13 protein-coding genes are annotated in these 19,305 nt (G+C 73.6%); 9 read left to right on the top strand and 4 right to left on the bottom strand.

Annotated elements, in window-relative coordinates; all coding sequences use genetic code 11:
- Positions 1–118 precede the first annotated feature (118 nt).
- Complete coding sequence (locus ACZ56U_RS27330; protein ID WP_469086615.1) at positions 119–3,496, bottom strand: hypothetical protein; 3,378 nt, start codon at positions 3,494–3,496, stop codon at positions 119–121.
- A gap of 244 nt (positions 3,497–3,740) precedes the next feature.
- Between ACZ56U_RS27330 and ACZ56U_RS27325 the strand changes: the two genes are divergently transcribed.
- Positions 3,741–5,126 carry a tannase/feruloyl esterase family alpha/beta hydrolase gene (locus tag ACZ56U_RS27325; RefSeq protein WP_469086614.1) on the top strand — a complete coding sequence of 462 codons (1,386 nt, stop codon included), beginning with the start codon at positions 3,741–3,743 and terminating at the stop codon, positions 5,124–5,126.
- 8 nt (positions 5,127–5,134) lie between these two features.
- Here the strand turns inward: ACZ56U_RS27325 and ACZ56U_RS27320 are convergent, their stop codons facing one another.
- Positions 5,135–5,317 carry a hypothetical protein gene (locus ACZ56U_RS27320; protein ID WP_469086613.1) on the bottom strand — a complete coding sequence of 61 codons (183 nt, stop codon included), beginning with the start codon at positions 5,315–5,317 and terminating at the stop codon, positions 5,135–5,137.
- A gap of 163 nt (positions 5,318–5,480) precedes the next feature.
- Here ACZ56U_RS27320 and ACZ56U_RS27315 point away from each other — a divergent pair, with 163 nt between their 5' ends.
- The 3 genes from ACZ56U_RS27315 to ACZ56U_RS27305 are packed head-to-tail and all read left to right on the top strand — an operon-like array spanning position 5,481 to position 10,363.
- Positions 5,481–8,564, top strand: a complete 3,084-nt coding sequence (locus ACZ56U_RS27315) for a DEAD/DEAH box helicase (protein WP_469086612.1) — start codon at positions 5,481–5,483, stop codon at positions 8,562–8,564.
- Entirely contained in the window at positions 8,561–9,796 is a 1,236-nt protein-coding gene (locus ACZ56U_RS27310) for an SWIM zinc finger family protein (RefSeq protein ID WP_469086611.1), read from the top strand. The genes ACZ56U_RS27315 and ACZ56U_RS27310 overlap by 4 nt, the downstream gene beginning before the upstream one ends.
- Positions 9,797–9,802: 6 nt before the next feature.
- Positions 9,803–10,363, top strand: a complete 561-nt coding sequence (locus ACZ56U_RS27305; RefSeq protein WP_469086610.1) for a GNAT family N-acetyltransferase — start codon at positions 9,803–9,805, stop codon at positions 10,361–10,363.
- Positions 10,364–10,511: 148 nt separating this feature from the next.
- Here the strand turns inward: ACZ56U_RS27305 and ACZ56U_RS27300 are convergent, their stop codons facing one another.
- Entirely contained in the window at positions 10,512–11,420 is a 909-nt protein-coding gene (locus ACZ56U_RS27300; protein WP_469086609.1) for a hypothetical protein, read from the bottom strand.
- Between the two features lie 183 nt (positions 11,421–11,603).
- Complete coding sequence (xylA, locus tag ACZ56U_RS27295) at positions 11,604–12,770, bottom strand: xylose isomerase (RefSeq protein WP_469086608.1); 1,167 nt, start codon at positions 12,768–12,770, stop codon at positions 11,604–11,606.
- Between the two features lie 247 nt (positions 12,771–13,017).
- On the opposite strand from xylA, the gene xylB reads away from it, so the two are divergent.
- The 5 genes from xylB (at position 13,018) to ACZ56U_RS27270 (ending at position 19,299) form a co-directional block, all read left to right on the top strand.
- A complete protein-coding gene (gene xylB, locus ACZ56U_RS27290) occupies positions 13,018–14,472 on the top strand; it encodes a xylulokinase (RefSeq protein ID WP_469086607.1) in 1,455 nt (484 codons plus the stop codon).
- A gap of 236 nt (positions 14,473–14,708) precedes the next feature.
- Entirely contained in the window at positions 14,709–15,917 is a 1,209-nt protein-coding gene (locus tag ACZ56U_RS27285) for an ROK family protein (RefSeq protein ID WP_469086606.1), read from the top strand.
- Between the two features lie 346 nt (positions 15,918–16,263).
- Positions 16,264–17,277, top strand: coding sequence for an acetamidase/formamidase family protein (locus ACZ56U_RS27280; RefSeq protein WP_469086605.1), 1,014 nt, complete (start codon positions 16,264–16,266; stop codon positions 17,275–17,277).
- 43 nt (positions 17,278–17,320) lie between these two features.
- Positions 17,321–17,926 carry an N-acetylmuramoyl-L-alanine amidase gene (locus ACZ56U_RS27275; RefSeq protein WP_469086604.1) on the top strand — a complete coding sequence of 202 codons (606 nt, stop codon included), beginning with the start codon at positions 17,321–17,323 and terminating at the stop codon, positions 17,924–17,926.
- Between the two features lie 92 nt (positions 17,927–18,018).
- Entirely contained in the window at positions 18,019–19,299 is a 1,281-nt protein-coding gene (locus tag ACZ56U_RS27270) for a winged helix-turn-helix domain-containing protein (protein WP_469086603.1), read from the top strand.
- Positions 19,300–19,305 lie beyond the last annotated feature (6 nt).

Below are 19,305 nucleotides of genomic sequence, written 5' to 3'. Positions count from 1 at the left end.
CTACGGACGGGTGCCCGGACCTGCCGGGCTGAACCGGGGCGCCCGACCGGTGCTCCGACCCCGCCAGGCTGAACCGCGGCGTCCGGAACCGCGCTCCGCCCCCGTTCGTCCGGACAGCTCATCTCCGGTCGTGGGCGTCCGGGTTTACCGTCAGGGCGTCCACGGCCGTGTCCGCGTCCTGGTGGGCCCTGAGCGCGTTCAGTTCGGCCCGCCAGGGGTCCTCCCAGGATGTCGCCCGGCCGCCCGCGCGGACCAGGTCCAGCGCGAGCCGGCCGGTCACCGCGGTGCCTCGGGTGCGGAGCGTCCGCGCGGCGGCGAGCAGCGCGGCGGACACGCCCGGTCGGTGCAGATCGATCGGCACGGTGTGCCTCGTCGGCAGCCTTCCTGCCCCCGCCTCGCACTGCCGGGCGAGCCTCTCCCACCGATGTGCGTCATGCACGCCCTTGCGGACGGCCGCCATGGCCGTGTCCCAGCTCACGCGCGCGGCGTCGGCGCGCAGACCTACCGTCTCCAGCGTGTCGGCCAGGACGTCCAGGACAGCCGACGGCCCTGCGCCGCCTCCCTGGTCCACGTAGTCCGCGTACTCCGCGCACGCGTGCAGCCGACGCAGCGCCTCGGCACGCGTGTGTGGCTCGCGGGTCCGCTCGGCCAGGGCGTCGAAGGCGCCTCGCAGCACCGACTCGGTCACGGGCCTGGGCGGCAGGGACAAGAGCCGGCGCAGCGCGGCGTCCCACACCTTGCACGGGCGTGCCGGCGCGAGGAAGGCGTCCGCCAGCACTTGGGCCCCGTGGGCCTCGCCGGGCGCCAGCCAGGTCGGGAGCGCCTCGCAGGCGGCGACCGCGCTGTCGTCGTCGCCGGTTTCGACCAGTCGTACGAGCAGAGCCGTGTACGGCTCTCTCGGAATCGTGGCCCCGAGGCGCACGCGCGCGTGGATGATCCGATCACGCACGGCGGGCTCCTGGGCCGCCTCTCCCAGCCGGTCGGCCACGCCTGGGCGATCGATCGCGGGCAGCAGGGCCAGGGCGAGGGCGGCGCGCACGTCCCGGTGCTGGCGCGGCTCGTCCCAGGCCGCGAGCAGGGCGTGGAAGGCGTCCGGCCGTTCGAGGTCGGCCAGGGCCCGTACGGCTTCCTTGCGGACGCCCACGGGGCTGTCGACGCCACAGGCCACGGGCGCGAGCAGGGGGACCGCGGCCTCGTCAGGCAGCCGGGCGAGCAGTTGTCGTAGCGCGGCCATCGCGGCGCGGCCCCGCACGCCGCCGGTTCCCGCGTGCCGCAGCAGGAGGGGGACCGCCTGACGGTCCATGGCGTTGCCGAGGGCTGTGAGGGCCGCCGCCGAGACCGGCTGGGGCGCGTTCTGCGCGAGCGCGGTCAGCCGTGCGGGGTCCCGCAGCGCCTCGGCGGCATCGGCCCGTGTGCGCAACGGGGCCGATTCGTCGAGGGCCACGCGCGCGTGGTGCCTCTCCCAGGCGTCGCGCTGGGCGGGGAGCCATCGTCCGGTGACGCCGGGGGCGAGGCGCGGCGCCCACGGGATGCGGCGGCCCCGCAGCCGGCCGGTGAACCCTTCGCGCGCCGCGGCCAGGACGCGGTCGAGCAGATCGGTGCGGCGGGTGGCGACGGTCCGCAGGACGACCGGGACCGTGGCGAAGGTCGGGTCCAGGGTGATCAGTTCGGCGCAGCGCCGCTCCCGCAGGTGCGGTGGCCCGACCCAGACCGCCGCCGCACGTGCCGCGGGGAGCGGGTCGTCGCACTCGACGGCGAGCCGGCGGGTCTCCGCGTCCAGTTCGGGCAGTGCGGTCAGGTGCCTCGCGAGGAGCTCGGCGACGACGACGCCCACGTCGGGTCGGCGCCGGGCCGTCGGTGCGGTCGCCGTCCAGATGGCGCGGGCTGTCGGTTCGTCGACGCGCAGCGGGGGCAGCGCCTCGGTCTGCCCGGTCCCCGCGACCAGGTGGCCGAGGAGTTCGGCGGCCGAGGCCGCGCGGTCCGTCCGACCCGTTGCCGCCGCCCGCTCGACGACCCGCTGAAGCAGCCGCCGCGCGGCCGTGAGGGTGCCGGCCGTCGAGTCACGGGACTGCACGGTGGTCAGGACGGCGTCCCGCAGGACGCGTTCGGGTACGGCGGCCAGCAAGGGGGCCGTGGTGGCCGCGAGTTGCTCCAGTGCGGGTCCGCGCACGGCGTCCTGGTCGTGCCAGGCCCGTTCGCAGTCGGCGGTCACCCGGGCGAACTGTTCCGGATCGCCTTCGAGTTCGGCGCACACCAGCAGGGCGGGCCAGGCGAAGGAGCGGTGCTGGACGCGGTGGTTGTCCGCGAGCGCCTTCAGCAAGGGCTCGCCCTCGGCGAGCGGCAACACCCGGGCCGCTCGGACCAGGCTCCACGGGCGGCGTTCGCTGCCCACCGCCAAGGGGCGGACGAGATCCGCCCGGTCGGCGGGTTCGAGGGCGGCGACCGCGCTCACCGGCACCGGGAGGGGCCGTGGCGGCCCACTGACGCGCTTCTCGACGATGCGGCGCCGTTCGGCGGGCGGCAGGAGCGCGAGCAGGCTGTCCGGGGTGACGTCGATGCGCCCATGGGCCGGTGCGCGGCGTCCGGCGCTCGAACAGTGTTCGGCCAGTTCCACCAGGTCGGCCAGGGGCAGGGTGAGGAGGGTGCGGCGCAACGAGGGCGGCACGGGGCCCGCGGGGACGCGCCGTGGCCCGCCGCGCTCGCCGGGTCCGGGGTGCGGTGTGCGCAGCACGGCCAGCGCTTCCGCCGGGCGTGACAGGGCGGAGAGAACGGCTGTCGGGGTGAGCAGCAGCGGGGTGTGCTCAAGGAGCAGCAGCGCCGCGCGGGGGTCGCGCAGGGCGGCCAGTGAGGCGACGTCGCGGTAGCGGCGGGTGCTGTGCTGCGGCCAGTGGGCGAACTGGGTCGTCAGGTGTGCGGCGACAGCGTAAGGGGCGCTGCGGGCGAGGGAGTTGAGGACTCCGGGCGCCGGGTCGACGCGGGGCAGCCAGTCGGCCACGGTTTCGGGAGGGCAGGCGGTCAGGAGAGCGGCGGCTTCCCGGCCGCCGTGGCGTTCGTGGATGCTCGGCAGCAGCCTGGTCGCCAGTGCCGTACGGCGGCTCAGTCTGAGCAGTCGGTAGGTGTCGTGGCGCACGGCCCTGATGTCGCTCAGCGCCAGACGTTCCAGGGCCTGTTCGGGGAGGGGCAGCCGGATGGCCGCCGCGCCGGCCCGGCGTCCGAGCATCGGGTCCGCGAGGACCGCGGCGACCCGTTCCAGGTCGCGGCGGACGACCGCCAGGAACAACGCGGTGTGCCGGTCGGCGTCGTCGCCGTGGTCGAGGACGTGGTGGAGCGTCTCGTAGGCGCTCGGTGTCAGCGCGCGGCCGTAACGCGCCAGGGCGCTCGCGCGGGCCGGGAAGGGCAGGGTGTCGAAGTGGGCCCTCAACCAGGCGGGCGTCAGGGGCGCCGCCGGATTCTGGGGCTGTCGGGACGGCGTCGGGGACGCCTCGTGTGCGGCCATCAGCGCTCACCGTGGAGTCGCTGGGCCCCCTTTCCATAAGTCATGAGGCTCATGGTGCGGGGGCGCTGATCGTCCGCGCAATCGAATTACTCACGGTCGCGGTCTGCGGTTCCACTCACGGATGTCACCTACGCCGACACATAGGGCGACCTCGTTCCATGTGGCCCCACCCCATGGATGACAGCGCGCGTCCCTCGCACCATGAGGCAGCCCTCGACTACCCCGCCGCCCCCCGGAGGTACCTGTGCATGTGTCCCGCGGTGTCCCGCTTCTCGCCGCCACGTTGATGGCGACGGCCCTGACCTGGCCGACTCCCGCCGCAGGCGCGCCGGATGACCACTGCGCGCGCCAGGGGCGGGTCCAGGTGCCGGGCGCCGCCTTCCAACAAAGCGCCTGCCTCGCGGATCTGACGACGACCGGGCTGGCCGGTACTCCGTACACCGACATGGCCGACCAGGCGGGGCTGACGGCCAGGGCGACCCGCACCCCCTCCGGGGTTCCCGGGGTGCAGATCGACGGCTACTTCCCCGACTCCTCCGGCTTCAACGCCACCCACGGCTGGCGACACGACGCCCAGTTCGTCATCCGGTTGCCCGACGACTGGAACGGCGGACTCGTCGTGACAGGCGCGCCCGGCACGCGACGGCAGTACGCCACGGACACCGCGATCTCCGATCACGTACTCGCGCACGGTTACGCCTACGCCGCTACCGACAAGGGCAACAACGGCGCCGACTTCTACCGCGACGGCACCCGCCCCGGAGACGCGGTGGCCGAGTGGAACGCGCGCACCACCCAGCTGACCCGCGCGGCCCGGCGCGTGGTCGCCCAGCGCTACGGGAAGGCGCCGCGGCGCACGTACATGACGGGCATCTCCAACGGCGGCTATCTGACGCGCTGGCAGCTGGAGAACCATCCCGAGCTGTACGACGGCGGGGTGGACTGGGAAGGCGCGCTGTGGACCGAGGAAGGCCCGAACCTGCTCACCTCCTTGCCCGCGGCCGTGGCCCGTATGACCGGCTCGGCGCGGGACGAGGACCTGTACGCGGTGGGCTTCGCGCGCGGCTCGGAGTTTCTGTGGCCGTACCACGAGAGGGCCTACTGGGGAATCACGCAGAAGATCTACCGTGCCGAGTTCGACCCGTCCTACGACCCCGGCTGCCCCGGCCCGAGCGCCGGTTCCACCCCCGAGCAGATCCTGGCGCCCTGTGCCGACGACGCCGTCTACGACTACGCCTCACGCCCGGAGTCCGTGCATCGTGCCGTCGCCCGGGTGGCGCTGACGGGGCGGATCGGCCGACCGCTGATCACGTTGCACGGCGATCTGGACGCGCTGCTGCCCAAGGCCGCCGACTCGGACGTGTACGCGCGCATGATCGACGCGAGCGGGCGGGGACGGCTGCACCGTTACTACACGGTCGAGGGCGGTACGCACGTCGACGGGCTGTACGACACGTATCCCGACCGGCTGCGTCCGATCCTGCCCTGTTACCGCTCGGCGTTCGACGCGCTGGTGTCCTGGGTGGAGCGGGGCACGTCGCCGCCCGCGGACCATGCCGTGAGCAGGCCCGCGAGCGGCGACGTGGTCGACTCCTGCGCCCTGGCCGACCGGACCGGCGCGGTCCGGTAGCCGGGGTCTCAGCGACCGAGCTCCTTGCGCGAGACGCGGCGCAGTCTGCGCCGCTGCGAGGGGTCCAGCGTGAGGTATGCGGCGGCCGGTACTCCCAGGACGATCAGGAGCGCGGCCCACCACGGCAGCCAGATCAACAGAAGGATGCCGACCGCCACACCTCCCGCGGCGATCTTCGCTGTGTTCGACATCTGTCGCCTCCTTCGCGGCCACTGCCGCTCTCTGTCCTGAAAACGGCCCCGCGCTCCCCGCGGTTCCGACCCGCGACCCTGAGACGTCCCTGAGGCGGACCCCTACGCGCCCCTGAGACGGGCATACCCAGTCTCGCCACGGCGTGACCCGGATCACTGAGCGATGATTCCAGGCAGAGCGCCCGCGTGCTGTACCCTCGGCCACTCCGCCCAGGTAGTCAAATTTGAGGAGCGTTCCATTCCTGCGCTCAGGATTCCCGCGGCAACACCGTCCGAGATCTCGCAACTGGCCCGTTGCTGTGCCGTGTTCGTCCCCGGCGACCCGGCCCGCACCGGCGCCGTCGCCTTCTGGAGCCCCGAGGACGAAGCGCCGCCGACCGTCGCGTCGGGGTCCGTGGAGGATCTGACCGTGGCCGTGCCCGTCGAGGAGGGCGTCGAGGCGGTGACCGTGTCGGCGGTGCTGATGCCGGTGCGCGACGCGCTGCCCGTCCTCACGCGCGCGCGTGCCGTCGCGCACGGACACCGGGCGACCGTGTTCTGGGGTACGGCCGCCGTGCACGCCCTCCAACTCGCCGCCCGCGGGCTGCTGCTGCCCGGCCTGTCCGAGGGCGACCACGACGCCTGGCGCGCCGGTCCGCTGCGCCCCGAGGACGTCGAACGCCTCCGGGCACTCGCCGCGGCGATGCCCCCCGAGGCGCATGCCGTACCGCTGGACGACGCTGAACCGCTGCGGCTGCCCGACCCCGAGCGGCTGGTGCGCGCCTTCCTGGACGCGGTCGCCGACACCCTCCCCCGCTCCCCCGCGGCCTCACTCGTGACCGGGGGCGCCGCCTACGCGGCCCGCGAACCGCAGCACGTGCCCGGTCAACGGGCCTGGGCGGCCGACGTGGCCGCGGGCCACGACGCGGGCGTACGGCTCTCGCTGCGCATCGAACTGCCCGGTCTGACGACCGCGGTTCCGGACGGCACCACCGTGACCAGGGGGCCGAACGACACCACCGTGACGACCGCGGTTCCGGACGACACCACCGTGACGGCTGCGGGGCCGGACGACACCGCCCTGACGACCACGGCACCGGACGACACCGCCCCGGCGACCACGGCACCGGACGACATCGCCCTGGCGTTTCGTGCCGTCCTTCAGGTGCACGGTGTGAACGACCCGGCGTCGGTCGCGGACGCCGCCGAGGTGTGGGCCGGGTCCGACGGGGTCTTCGGCTCGCGCGCGCGGATGGACACCCTGCTGGCGCTGCGCCGCGCGGTCCGCGCCTGGCCGCCGCTCACGCCCCTGCTCTCGGCCGGTGTGCCGGACGCCGTCGAACTCGCCGACGAGGAGGTGACGGATCTCCTCTCGGCCGGCGCCCGGGCCCTCGCCCTCGCCGGTGTCGACGTGCACTGGCCCAAGGAGCTCGCCCGCAAGCTGACGGCCCGCGCGGTGATTGGTCCACCCGACGACGAGGCGAGGCCGGGCAGACTCCCCTCGGACACACCGTCGTTCCTGTCCGCCGAAGCCCTGCTCGCCTTCAACTGGCGGTTCGCACTGGGCGACCGGCAGCTCACCCGCGAGGAGCTCGACCGGCTCGCCGAGTCCAGCCGCCCGGTCGTGCGGCTGCGCGACCAGTGGGTCCTGATCGACCCGCAGGAGGTGCGTCGGGCCCGCGCCCAGCAGGACCGCAAGCTCACCCCCGTCGACGCGCTCGGAGCCGCCCTGACGGGTTCCACGGAGATCGACGGTCACAAGGTCGACGTCCACCCCACAGGATGGCTCGCGGCCCTCAAGGAGCGGCTCGCGAACCCCGAGGCGCAGGAGCCGGTGGAGCAGCCCGCGGCGCTCGCGGCCACGCTGCGGGACTACCAGCGGCGGGGCCTGAACTGGCTGGCGCGGATGACCTCCCTGGGGCTGGGCTGCTGTCTCGCCGACGACATGGGGCTCGGCAAGACGATCACACTCATCGCCCTGCACCTGCACCGGCAGCAGGACCCGGCGACCACCGGACCCACGCTCGTGGTGTGCCCCACCTCCCTCATGGGCAACTGGCAGCGCGAGATCGAGAAGTTCGCCCCCGGCACGCGCGTGCGCCGTTTTCACGGCCCGCGGCGCGACCTGGACGCACTGGTCGACGGGGAGTTCGTGCTCACCACGTACGGCACGATGCGGCTGGACGCCGGACGGCTGGCCGAGGTGTCGTGGGGGATGGTGGTCGCGGACGAGGCACAGCATGTGAAGAACCCGTACTCGGCGACCGCGCGGCAGCTGCGTTCCATCGGCGCACGCGCACGCGTGGCGCTCACCGGCACCCCGGTGGAGAACAACCTCTCGGAGCTGTGGGCGATCCTCGACTGGACGACACCCGGCCTGCTGGGCCGGCTCGGCACGTTCCGTACGCGGTACGCGCAGGCCGTCGAGGGCGGCCGGGACCCACGGGCCGCCGAGCGGCTCTCCCGGTTGGTGGCCCCGTTCCTGCTGCGCCGCCGCAAGTCGGACCCGGGCATCGCCCCGGAGCTGCCGCCGAAGACCGAGACCGACCGCGCGGTGTCGCTCACCACGGAACAGACCGCTCTGTACGAGGCCGTCGTGCGCGAGACGCTCGCGGAGATCTCCGGCGCCGACAGCATGGCGCGGCGCGGGCTGATCGTGAAGCTGCTGACCGGGCTGAAGCAGATCTGCAACCACCCGGCGCAGTACCTGAAGGAGGAACGGCCGAGGATCGTCGGGCGGTCCGGGAAACTGGAGCTGCTGGACGAGTTGCTCGACACCATCCTCGCCGAGGGGGCGAGCGTGCTGGTCTTCACCCAGTACGTGCAGATGGCGCGCCTCATCGAGCGGCACCTGGCCGACCGCGGGGTGGCCTCGCAGTTCCTGCACGGCGGAACACCCGTGGCGCACCGCGAGGACATGGTGCGGCGCTTCCAGGACGGTGAGGTGCCGGTGTTCCTGCTGTCGTTGAAGGCCGCGGGCACCGGGCTGAACCTCACCCGGGCCGAGCACGTCGTGCACTACGACCGCTGGTGGAACCCGGCCGTCGAGGCGCAGGCCACCGACCGCGCGTACCGCATCGGTCAACACCGGCCGGTCCAGGTGCACCGGTTGATCGCCGAGGGCACCATCGAGGACCGCATCGCGGAGATGCTGAGCCGCAAGCGGGAGTTGGCCGACGCGGTGCTCGGCGCCGGGGAGGCGGCGCTCACCGAGCTGACGGACGCGGAGCTGGCGGATCTGGTCGAACTGCGAGGGGGTACACGATGAGTGACGGGACGGAGCGTACGTTCGCCGCGTTCCCGCCGGCGCACGGGCGGGGTTTCGCGCAGACCTGGTGGGGCCAGGCGTGGCTGAAGGCGCTGGAGGACGCCGCACTGGACTCGGGGCAGGTCAAGGTCGGCCGCCGGTTCGCGCGTGCCGGTGCCGTGGGGGCGGTGTCGGTACGACCGGGTCGCATCACGGCCGTCGTCCAGGACCCCGACCGCACCGCGCACCGGGCCGACGTCCTGCTGGCCGAACTCTCCGCCGAGCAGTGGGACCGGTTCCTGGACATGGCCGTCGAGCGCGCCGGTCATGTCGCGGCGCTCCTGGACCGCGACATGCCTCCGCACCTGGTCGAGGATGCCGCCGCCGCGGGCGTCGAACTCCTGCCCGGCATGGGCGAGCTGGAGCCGGAGTGCGACTGCGGCGCCTGGGACCACTGCGCGCACACGGCGGCGCTCTGCTACCAGGTGGCCAGGCTGCTGGACGAGGACCCCTTCGTCCTGCTGCTGATGCGAGGACGCGGCGAACGGGCCCTGCTGGACGACCTCCAGGACCGCACCGCCGTACCCGACAAGACACCCGTCGGCCCGGCCGAAGGCGTGGACGCCGCCGAGGCGTTCGCGGCCGGCGACATCCTGCCGCCGCTGCCGGCGCTCCCGGAGCTGCCCGAGGAGCCCGGCGTCCCTCCGTCCCTGGACACCGAGACACCGCCCCCGCCCGGCGTCGAGCCTGCCGCCCTGGAGTTCCTGGCCGCCCGCACCGCGGCTCAGGCACACCGGCTGCTGTCCGGACAGGGCCCCTGGGAGGACGGGCTGACCGTCGCCCGGGACGCGGTCCGCCTTGCCGCGGGCGACCCTCAGGGGGCCGTACTGGAACGGCTGGCGGAAGGATCCGGGCGCACCGAGGAGGAGCTGGCGCTGGCCGTGCGCGCCTGGCGGGACGGCGGTGTGGCCGCGCTGGACGTGCTGGAGGAGGAGTGGAGCGTGGAGGGTGAAGCGCTCGCACGCGCGCGTGCCGCGCTCGACACGGCGTGGGACGAGGACGAACGGCCGACGTGGCGCACGCGGGGCAACCGCTGGACGGCGGTGGGCTCTTCGAGCCAGCTGCGCCTCGGGCGGGACGGCCGGTGGTGGCCGTACCGGAAGGAGCGGGGCCGCTGGGCGCCCGCCGGTGGCGCCGCTCAGGATCCCGCGACGGCGCTGGCTGCGGCACAGGAGGTCGCGGAGATAGGTTGATGTGCCATGAGGCACTTCGGCCAGGACATCCTCACCTTCGCGGACGAGCTCACCGAGGCGTATGTCGAGGTCTTCACCGCCCCACCCTGGGACGGGCAGAACGCCGAGGAGACCCGCTCGGCGTTCCGGGAGCGGCTGGAGGAGGACGCGCGTCGGCCCGGTTTCCGTGCCGTGCTGGCCCTGTCGGACGGCGGCGCCGTGGACGGTTTCGTCACGGGCTGGACGACGGCGTCCCCCTTCCGCAGCGACCGCGCGTACGGCAAGGTCAGCCGGCGGCTCGGCGCCGAGCGGGTCGACGAGCTGCTGGTCGGCGCCTTCGAGGTGGACGAGTTGGGCGTACGGCCGCACGCTCGCGGTACGGGTCTCGGCCGTCGGCTGCTGACGGCCCTGACCGCCGCCATGCCCGAGGGCCGGGCGTGGCTGCTGACCTGGGACCAGGCGCACGACACGCTCGCGTTCTACCGGCGCACGGGCTGGACCGAGCCCGCACCACTGCCCGGGCAGGAGACGGACGTGGTCGTCTTCCTGTCGCCGGCGCGGACCGCGCGGGTGCCCGCTACGCCGTGAGTCGGCCCTGGGATGACCGACGGCGCGGGCGCGTTCGACGCGCAGGGCCGACTGGTCGACAGCGGGGTGGGGACGACGGTCACGTACGCACGGCTGCCTCGCGGCATCTGACCACGTCGGAGGGGCCGAACCGCGCCGGCGAGGTGGCTCAGCTCAGCGGGGCGGTGAGCTTCCGGGTGCCGTCGGTGTCGGCCGCGAGGCTGCACGCCACGTTGTCGATCCCGAGCCGGTAGCCGGCGGGGTCGGGGTACTGCACCAGGATGCCGCGCACGGTCCCGTCCGGCTGGTCCGCCGCCCTGTTGTCCAGGGTCCGCTCGCAGAGGGCCGACGCCGCCTTCCGCAGGGCGGCCTCGGACGGGTGGTCGCCCTCGAGTTCCGTCACCTTCACGACCTCGGCGTCGTGCGGCTTGTCGCAGGGGCGTCTGGCGGCCTGCCCGGGTCGGCTGTCGTCGGTGTCGAAGCAGTCGCCGGTCCGCAGCATGTAGTACGGCACCTCGTCGGCCGCCAGGGACGGGATCAGGGATTCCAGGCCGCTCGGGAACTCGCTCGGCAGGTCGGTCGGGAACTGCGAGGGCAGTCGGGTCGGCAGCTCGGTCGGGAGCTTGCTGGGCAGTTCGGTCGGCAGGCTCAGCGTGGGGCGGGGCGAGGTGCTCGCGCTGGGCTTGTCGTCCGGCGAGTCGTCTCCCCTGCCCGAGGCCACCAGGACGATCGCGGCGACAGCGGCACCGGCCACGAGCAGGGCGAGCAGGATGAACAGCGGGTTGCGGCCCCTGCCCGGGCCGCGCGGCGGCTCGGGCGGAGGCGGCGGGTCCCATCCCCCGTACGAGGGCGGACCGTTGCCTCCGGGCGGCGGGCCGTACCCACCGCCGTACCCATCGGACCCTCCAGGAGGCGTGCCGTATCCCCGGGACCCTCCAGAGGGCGGGCCGTACCCGCCCGGAGGGCCGGAGCCCCCTCCTTGGCCGAAGCCGTCGGGAGGGGGTCCGAAGCCGCCGCCGTAGGGCGGCGTGTCGTCCGGCGGCCCGGGCGGCTGGGGCGGTACGGGCGGCATGGCCATACCGTCCAGAGTCGCCGGATGCCGGGCAGGACGCGACCCCCGCCGGGAAGTTGATACGGACTCATGCCATGGACGGCATCATTCCGGAGCATCCCGCGCGAGGGTCGGTCGTGCCCTGCACGCGCGCGTGCCTGACAAGACCCACGAGGGGTCCACGCGCGCGTGCGCTCATGGCGCGGCCGGTCAGCCGCGTGCCCCCAGCAGGTGGTCCATCGCCAGCTGGTCGAGCTGCTCGAAGGCCATGCCGCGCGCGGCGGCCGCCTCCACGTCGAACTCCTCGAAGGCCGCACGGTCCGCGAGCAGCGACTTCAGGCCGTCCGCGGCCGTGGGCTGCGCCAGCTCGTCCAGACGCGCGGCGCGCAGCGCCTCCTGGACCTGCGGGTCGGCGCGGAAGGCCGCGGCACGCTCCTTCAGGATGAGGTAGTTGCGCATGCAGCCCGCGGCCGACGCCCAGACACCGTCGAGGTCCTCGGTGCGCGGGGGCTTGAAGTCGAAGTGCTTCGGGCCCGCGTACCCGGCGCTCTCCAGCAGGTCGACCAGCCAGAACGCCGAGCGCAGGTCACCCGCGCCGAAGCGGAGGTCCTGGTCGTACTTGATGCCGGACTGGCCGTTGAGGTCGATGTGGAAGAGCTTGCCCGCCCACAGGGCCTGAGCGATGCCGTGCGGGAAGTTCAGCCCGGCCATCTGCTCGTGGCCGACCTCCGGGTTGACGCCGTAGAGCTCCGGGCGCTCCAGGCGCTCGATGAACGCCAGGGCGTGGCCGACGGTGGGCAGCAGGATGTCGCCGCGCGGCTCGTTCGGCTTGGGCTCGATCGCGAACTTCAGGTCGTAGCCCTGCTCGGTCACGTACTCACCGAGGAGGTCGAAGGCCTCCTTCATGCGGTCCAGGGCGACGCGTACGTCCTTGGCGGCGCCGGACTCGGCACCCTCACGGCCGCCCCAGGCGACGTAGGTCTCGGCGCCGAGCTCGACCGCGAGATCGATGTTGCGGATCGTCTTGCGCAGGGCGTAGCGGCGTACGTCGCGGTCGTTCGCGGTGAACGCGCCGTCCTTGAAGACGGGGTGCGTGAAGAGGTTGGTGGTGGCCATCGGCACCTTCATGCCGGTGGCGTCGAGGGCCTCCCGGAAGCGCTTGATGTGCCCCTCGCGCGCGCCGTCCGAGGCCCCGAAGGGGATCAGGTCGTCGTCGTGGAAGGTCACACCGTGGGCGCCCAGCTCGGCCAGACGCTGCACGGTCTCCACAGGGTCCAGGGCGCCCCGCGTGGCATCGCCGAACGGGTCCCTCCCCTGCCAGCCGACGGTCCACAGGCCGAAGGTGAACCTGTCATCGGGGGTGGGCTGGTAGTTCATGACGGGCTCCTTGCTCGCTGACGACTGCTTCGCACGACTATTTCGTCATGGCGGTTTACAAATTAGTATGCGATCGCATCTCTGGGAAGAGACAAGATGTCTCCGACCGTGTCCCGGACGTCTTCGGATGTCCGCGGACGTCCGCCGAGTCTTCGGGACGTCCGCGGAGTCCTCGGACGTCCGCGGAGGCTTCGGCCTTCGCCGGACGGAGACACGAGCCGCTTGAGCGCGTATGAGGGAGAGTCCGATGTCAGCTGCCGAGGGTCCGCTCGTCGTCGGCGTGGACACGTCCACGCAGTCCACCAAGGCCCTGGTGGTCGACGCGTCCACCGGAAGGGTGGTGGCGAGCGGGCAGGCACCGCACACCGTCTCCTCCGGGGCAGGCCGCGAGAGCGACCCACGTCAGTGGTGGGACGCGCTCTGCGAGGCCCTGCACCAGTGCGGGGACGCGGCCCATGAGGCGGCCGCCGTGTCGATCGGCGGCCAGCAGCACGGGCTCGTCACCCTGGACGCCCAGGGCGAGCCGGTACGTCCCGCCCTGCTGTGGAACGACGTGCGCTCCGCTCCGCAGGCGGCCCGGCTCATCGAGGAACTGGGCGGCCCGAAGGCCTGGGCGGAGCGCACCGGCAGCGTGCCGGGCCCGTCCTTCACGGTCACGAAGTGGGCCTGGCTGGCCGAGAACGAGCCCGAGGCGATCCGCGCGACCAAGGCCGTGCGCCTCCCGCACGACTACCTCACCGAGCGCCTCACCGGCCAGGGCACGACCGACCGCGGCGACGCCTCCGGCACCGGCTGGTGGGCGTCGGCGACCGAGGCGTACGACGAGGAGACCCTCGCGCATGTGGGGCTCGATCCCGCCCTGCTCCCCCGCGTGGTCCGGCCCGGCGAGGTGGCGGGCACCGTGCGCGACGGCCATGACCTGCCGTTCTCCAAGGGCACCCTGGTCGCCCCCGGCACCGGCGACAACGCGGCCGCGGCACTGGGCCTCGGGCTGCGTCCGGGCACGCCCGTGCTGAGCCTGGGCACGTCGGGCACGGTGTACGCGGTCTCGCGACGGCGTCCGGCCGACCCCACCGGCACCGTGGCCGGGTTCGCCGACGCCCACGGCGACTGGCTGCCGCTCGCCTGCACCCTGAACTGCACACTCGCCGTCGACCGCGTCGCCGCCCTGCTGGGCCTGGACCGCGAGGCCGTGGACCCGGTGGATCCCGACTCCGGCGTCACGCTGCTGCCCTACCTCGACGGCGAGCGCACCCCCGCGCTGCCGGGCGCCTCCGGGCTGCTGTACGGCCTGCGGCACGACACCACCGGCGGCCAGCTCCTCCAGGCCGCCTACGACGGTGCCGTCCACGCGCTCCTCGGCGCGCTCGACCTGGTCCTCGACGAGGACGCGGACCGCTCCACACCGCTTCTGCTGATCGGCGGCGGCGCCCGGGGCAGGGCCTGGCAGGAGACCGTACGCCGGCTCTCGGGCCGTCCCGTACAGGTCCCCGAGGCCAGGGAACTGGTCGCGCTCGGCGCGGCGGCACAGGCGGCGGGCCTGCTGACCGGCGAGGACCCGGCCGCGGTCGCCCGCCGCTGGAACACGACCGCCGGGCCGGTCCTGGATGCCGTGCAGCGGGACGAGACCACCATGGCGAGGATCTCCGGGGTACTCTCCGACGCGGCTCCACTGCTCGACAGGACGGCTGGAAAGGGCTGATCAGTCGGCCGCCGCAGAGGTGGGCGGGGTTCGCAGGGGCAGGGACTCGTCGGGCGGGACCCGGTGAACCGAAAAGGGTCGGCGGCGGCCTTTCAGGTGCGCCGCGGAAGGGAGACCGCGCCTCCGAGGGCTCCCCGCCGTCCGCCTCGTCGCGGAGAGACGGATAGCTGGATCGCGGAGAGACAGACGGATCGCGGAGAGACAGATAAATCGATCACCGGAGGACTGACGGAGGCATGACCGCACCGCTGCACGGCGCCCACCCGGCCGGACCCGGACGCGCGCTGCCCGACACCCAGCAGGGCATGCGCCGCCGCAACCTGGCCCGGGTGATGCACACCGTCAGCGCGGGCGGCCCCCTCTCCCGTGCCGCCGTCGCCTCCCGGATCGGGCTCACGCGCGCGGCCGTGTCGACCCTCGTCGACGAGCTCATACGCTCGGGCCTGCTCCAGGAGCTGGGCCCCGAACGGCCGGGGCGCGTGGGACGGCCCGGCTCGGCGCTCGCCGTCAGCGCCCACGGTCCCGCCGGTATCGGCGCCGAGGTCGGCGTCGACCACCTCGCGGTCTGCGCGGTCGACCTGCGCGGCGAGGTGCGCGCCCGGGCCGTACGCCACGGTGTGAACCGCGGCCGCGCCCCCGCGCCGGTCATCGAGGAACTCACCGAACTGATCGACCGTGTCGTCGCCGAGGCGGCGGGCGAGGGCCTGTGGCCGGCCGGACTCGCGGTGGCCGTGCCGGGCCTGGTCGCCCGCGACGGCAGTACGGTCGTCCGCGCCCCGAACCTCGACTGGCACGACACCGACCTCGGCGCCCTGCTGCCCGAGGCGTACCCCTTGACCGTCGACAACGAGGCCAACTTCGGCGCCCTCGCCGAACTCTGGCTCGGCGACGCCACCCCGCCCGACTTCCTGCATGTGTCGGCGGAGATCGGTATCGGCGCGGCGGTCGTCGTGGCCGGCAGGCTGCTGCGCGGGACCCGCGGGTTCGCCGGCGAGCTGGGACATGTGCCGGTGGAGCCGGAGGGGCCGCGCTGTGCGTGTGGCGGGCGCGGCTGCCTGGAGCAGTACGCCGGTGAGGAGGCGGTACTGCGCGCGGCGGGGCTGGAGCCCGGGGACGACCGGGTCGGGCTGCTCGCGACCCGTGCCGCCGAGGGCGACGAGGACGTACGTCGCGCCCTGCGGGACGCGGGGCGGGCGCTCGGTGTCGCGCTGACCGGAGCGGTCAATCTGCTGGACCCCGAGAGCGTGGTGCTGGGCGGTGAGCTGTCCGGCCTCGCACCCTGGCTGCTGCCGTCGCTGGAGGCCGAGCTGGCCGGGCGTACGGCGGGACCGCCGTGTCCGGTGTCGGTGTCGCGTCTGGGTCCCGAGGGACCGTTGCTCGGAGCGGCGCACTCCGTGGTCCGGGCGGTCCTGGACGACCCGGCGGCTGTGGCCGAACGGGCTTGATCCTGGGGCGACTTCGCTCACACGCCCAGGCCTCTTCGCTCACACGCCCAGGCTTCTTCACTCACATGCCCAGGGCCTCTTCACTCCCACGGGTGAGCGACTTGTCCACAGGTCCGAGGCTGTCCACCGAATCACCACGTGCCCTTCTGCGCACCTCACCGGCGCCGTACCGTGATCCACGCGAGGCACGACTGCCGTGAGGACGGCCGACGCGTCGGTACGCCTCGTCGCCCCCAGAACGCCGGGCCACGCTCCCGCGGGCCCACCCCGCCCCCCGGGCCCCCGTTCGTGCGGGTCCCCCGACCCTGCCCCCCGTGCCCACGCCCCCAGATCGGAGCAGTGCCCCATGAGCGACCCCCGCATCCTCACCGTGCGGCCCGAACCGGGCGAGTACGCCTGGACGTTCGGCGGCGCCCCGCCCGTGGCACGCATCGCGCCCGGCACCGTTCTCGACCTGTACACCGAGGACTGTTTCGCCGGCCGGGTCCGGTCCGAGAAGGACCTGGTGTCCGAGGTGTGCGCCTTCCCCTTCCTGAACCCGCAGACCGGCCCCTTCCACATCGAGGGCGCCGAACCGGGCGACACGGTCGCCGTGCACTTCGTCTCGATCGAACCAGCTAGGGACTGGGCCGCGTCGACGACGGTCCCGCTCTTCGGCGCCCTCACCTCGACGCACACCACCGCCACCCTCCAGCCACCGCTGCCGGAGACGGTCTGGATCTGGCAGCTGGACCGGGCCCGCCGCACGGCCCTGTTCCGGGCGCACGACAGCGACATCGAGATCGAGCTGCCGATGGACCCGATGCACGGCACGGTGGGCGTGGCCCCCGCCAACCTGGAGGTCCGCTCCGCCCTGGTACCCGACGCGCACGGCGGGAACATGGACACACCGGAGATGCGAGCCGGTGTCACCTGCTATCTCGGGGTGAACGTCGAAGGCGCGCTGCTGAGTCTCGGCGACGGGCACGCGCGGCAGGGTGAGGGCGAGACGTGCGGGGTGGCCGTCGAGTGCGCGATGAACACGGTGGTGATCGTGGAGCTGTTGAAAGGGCTCGCCACGCCCTGGCCGCGCATCGAGTCGGACACGCACATCATCTCCACAGGGTCCGCGCGCCCGTTGGAGGACGCGTTCCGGATATCCCAACTCGACCTGGTGCGATGGCTGGTGCGCGACTACGGGTTCAGCGAACTCGACGCGTACCAGTTCGCCACCCAGGTCGTCGAGTCGCCCCTGGCCAATGTGTGCGACACCAACTACACGTGCGTGGCGAAGATCCGCAAGGAGTGGCTGCCCGAGCGGGAGACCCACCGTGGCGTGCACGCGCGGTTGAGGGAGGTCGCGGCAACCGTCCGCCTCTGACCCGCGTCCCGATCAACACCGCACCGTCGAAAGGCGATCGTCCATGGAACGGGCAAGACCGCTGCCGAGCAGACGGCGGCTCCTGAAGGGCGCCGCCCTGACCGCCGTCCCGTACGCGCTGCTCCCCGACGCGCGCGCCGGTGCGGACACCCACGCCGTCGACCACCCGCTCGCCGAGTGGCAGCCCGCGACACCCGCCAACCGCACGCCGGCGAACCGCCCGACGAGCCATCCCGTCGACCTCGTGATCATTCATGTGACGCAGACCAGTTACCGCAAGACCCTGGGTGTCTTCCGGAGTTCCGAGAAGAAGGTCTCCGCCCATTACGTGGTCCGGTCCCGGGACGGCAACATCGCCCAGTGCGTCCGTGAGGCCGACATCGCCTGGCACGCGGGGAACTGGGACTGGAACACCCGCAGTATCGGCATCGAGCACGAAGGGCGGGTCGAGCGGCCCGAGTTCTTCACCGACGTCATGTACGAGCAGTCGGCGCGGCTGACGGCCGACATCTGCGCCAGGTACGCGATACCGACGGACCGGGCACACGTCATCGCGCACCACGAGGTGCCGGGCACCGACCACACGGACCCCGGGCCGCACTGGGACTGGGAGCGGTACATGCGGCTGGTCGAGCGCGCCGGGCGGTGACATCGTTCCGATGACGCCGGTCGGAGAGGTTGTCCGCGCGCGTACCGGGAGTGACGATGTCCCCAGTCACATCGCCTTTCGGGGAGGCCGAGTTGACCGATCCGTGGGTGGCCCTGGAGCCGGGGGCCGACCCTGCCGAGCGCGCACGGATGCTGCGGCGCGCGCACGAGACGTTCACCGAGGCCGGTACCGTGCCGCGGCCGGTGCGACCGGTGGTGGCGGACTCGTGGCGGCGTTCCGCGCGGGCCGGGGTCGGACCCGACGGGACGGCGAGCGTCGAGTTGCTGGACGGCGACCTCGGCGCGTATCGGTCCGAGCATCCGCTGGCCCGGGTGATGCCTCTGTTCCGGGAGTTGCTGGGCACGTTCGCGGCCGACGGGGAGCATCTGCTGGCGGTGTGCGACGCGCACGGCAGACTGCTGTGGGTCGAGGGGCACGCGTCGACCCGGCGACAGGCGGGGCTGATGAACTTCGTGCCGGGTGCCCGGTGGGCGGAGACGGCGGTCGGGACGAACGCGCCGGGCACTGCGGTCGCCCTGGACCGGCCGGTGCAGGTGTTCGCCGCGGAGCACTTCATCCGGCGGGTGCAGCCGTGGACCTGCGCGGCGGCCCCGGTGCACGATCCGCGGACCGGGCGGGTGCTGGGCGCCGTGGACATCACCGGTGGGGACGGGCTCGCGCATCCGCACAGCCTGGGGTTCGTGCAGGCGGTCGCGCGGGCCGCGGAGTCCCATCTGGCGCTGCTCGCCCCCGAGCAGCCCGCCGCGGACCTGCCCGAGCTGACCGCGCTGGGCCGTGACGAGGCGCAGCTGCGTGCCGGCGGCCGCGGGATCAGGCTGAGCCGTCGGCACAGCGAGATCGTGGTGCTGCTGTCCCGTCATCCGGAGGGACTGACCGGAGACGAGTTGCTGTGCGCGCTGTACGAGGACGAGTCGGTGACCCCGGTGACCTTGCGGGCGGAACTCGCCCGGCTGCGCAGGGTTCTCGGCCCCGGGCTGCTGGAGTCGCGCCCGTACCGGCTCGCCGTGCCGGTCGCGTCCGATGTCGCCGTCGTGGAGCGGCGCCTGGAGGCCGGTGCGGTCACCGCGGCGGCGGCGCTGTACACCGGTCCGCTGCTGCCCGCCTCCCAGGCGCCGGCGGTCGTACGGCTCAGGAACCGCCTCGCCGACGGTCTGCGGACGGCCCTGATCGCTCGCCGGGACCCGGACCTGCTGGCGGACTGGGCGCACGCGCCCTGGGGCGAGGACGACTTCGACGTCTGGCGGGCCCTGGCCGCGGCCCGTCCGACAGCGGCCGTCCGCTCCCGCCTCGCGGCCCTGGACTCGGAACTGACCGCACCGGAGGGGCACCGCAGAGGACCCGGGTCCCCGTAACCACCC

It is taken from the genome of Streptomyces sp. NPDC034103 (genome assembly GCF_055575395.1).
This window is presented reverse-complemented; position numbering and strand designations above follow the sequence as displayed.

What these genes read in the sequence shown, in the direction of transcription:
- ACZ56U_RS27330 (WP_469086615.1), bottom strand. Translation starts at nt 3,496, where the DNA reads ATGGCCGCACACGAGGCGTCCCCGACGCCGTCCCGACAGCCCCAGAAT.
- ACZ56U_RS27285 (WP_469086606.1), top strand. Translation starts at nt 14,709, where the DNA reads ATGACCGCACCGCTGCACGGCGCCCACCCGGCCGGACCCGGACGCGCG.
- ACZ56U_RS27310 (WP_469086611.1), top strand. Translation starts at nt 8,561, where the DNA reads ATGAGTGACGGGACGGAGCGTACGTTCGCCGCGTTCCCGCCGGCGCAC.
- xylA (WP_469086608.1), bottom strand. Translation starts at nt 12,770, where the DNA reads ATGAACTACCAGCCCACCCCCGATGACAGGTTCACCTTCGGCCTGTGG.
- ACZ56U_RS27305 (WP_469086610.1), top strand. Translation starts at nt 9,803, where the DNA reads ATGAGGCACTTCGGCCAGGACATCCTCACCTTCGCGGACGAGCTCACC.
- ACZ56U_RS27315 (WP_469086612.1), top strand. Translation starts at nt 5,481, where the DNA reads ATGATTCCAGGCAGAGCGCCCGCGTGCTGTACCCTCGGCCACTCCGCC.
- ACZ56U_RS27300 (WP_469086609.1), bottom strand. Translation starts at nt 11,420, where the DNA reads ATGGCCATGCCGCCCGTACCGCCCCAGCCGCCCGGGCCGCCGGACGAC.
- ACZ56U_RS27320 (WP_469086613.1), bottom strand. Translation starts at nt 5,317, where the DNA reads ATGTCGAACACAGCGAAGATCGCCGCGGGAGGTGTGGCGGTCGGCATC.
- xylB (WP_469086607.1), top strand. Translation starts at nt 13,018, where the DNA reads ATGTCAGCTGCCGAGGGTCCGCTCGTCGTCGGCGTGGACACGTCCACG.
- ACZ56U_RS27280 (WP_469086605.1), top strand. Translation starts at nt 16,264, where the DNA reads ATGAGCGACCCCCGCATCCTCACCGTGCGGCCCGAACCGGGCGAGTAC.
- ACZ56U_RS27275 (WP_469086604.1), top strand. Translation starts at nt 17,321, where the DNA reads ATGGAACGGGCAAGACCGCTGCCGAGCAGACGGCGGCTCCTGAAGGGC.